Raw genomic sequence first — 712 nt, forward strand, 5'->3', positions numbered from 1 at the left:
GTTGGAGCAGGGGCCTTTGCACTCATGTCATTTGGGATGACAAATTTCCAGTCAACCGTAGATAAGAGCTATATATTCATTGATGAGCGTAGTGTTGTTTTTAATGTGATGAACGATAGTGTACTTTCACTCTCAGTCCCTGGGAAGGGAGGCTTTGAATATGTGGGTGATATATATACGCCGACTCTCGAAAAAAAAGCTGAGTTGCTAACTCATTTGATTTCACTTTTCCCAGAAATGGAAGTTGCCAAAATCAAAAGACTAAATGATAAATACAAGCATCCTATTTATCAGCAAGATGAAGTTGCTGAGTGATTCATTTACAAGCCTCAGATATTCAATAAGGTTAAACAATGCTCTTTAATACTCCTAACAAACCAGAACAAAATAAGTACAGCTATGTGACTTCTTCATTAAAATCAGCGGTGGTAGTAAATGAACAAAATGGTATTTGGAGTAAAGATGAAGCGGGAAATCCAATTTATCGGTTAGATTTAGGCGGTACAACCCGAGATAGTATTACGGTCTTCGTTAATATGCCTTTTAACTGGCAAGCATCAGAGCATGAACAGTTAGGCTATATTGCTTCAGGTAATACAGGGTGAACTCGTTATATCGTCAGCACGGAAAGATAGCGTATCTCGCACTATTAAAGTTGAGGTGAATGATGAGTCCTAAAGAAAAAATAGATAAATTAAAAGAGCAGCTATAT

Annotated in this window: 1 protein-coding gene and 1 pseudogene; both read left to right on the top strand. The window is 37.4% G+C overall.

Going from position 1 to position 712, the window contains the following annotated elements; translation table 11 throughout:
- A pseudogene (locus A6E03_RS07200) lies at nt 1-315 on the top strand (hypothetical protein); the annotation flags it as partial.
- A 38-nt stretch (nt 316-353) separates the two neighbouring features.
- Nucleotides 354-605 carry a hypothetical protein gene (locus A6E03_RS07205; RefSeq protein ID WP_065600521.1) on the top strand — a complete coding sequence of 84 codons (252 nt, stop codon included), beginning with the start codon at nt 354-356 and terminating at the stop codon, nt 603-605.
- The last annotated feature ends 107 nt before the right edge of the window (nt 606-712 follow it).

It is taken from the genome of Aliivibrio sp. 1S128 (genome assembly GCF_001691065.1).
GTDB lineage: Bacteria > Pseudomonadota > Gammaproteobacteria > Enterobacterales > Vibrionaceae > Aliivibrio.

Coding starts and splice junctions, on each gene's coding strand:
- A6E03_RS07205 (WP_065600521.1), top strand. CDS start 354: ATGCTCTTTAATACTCCTAACAAACCAGAACAAAATAAGTACAGCTAT.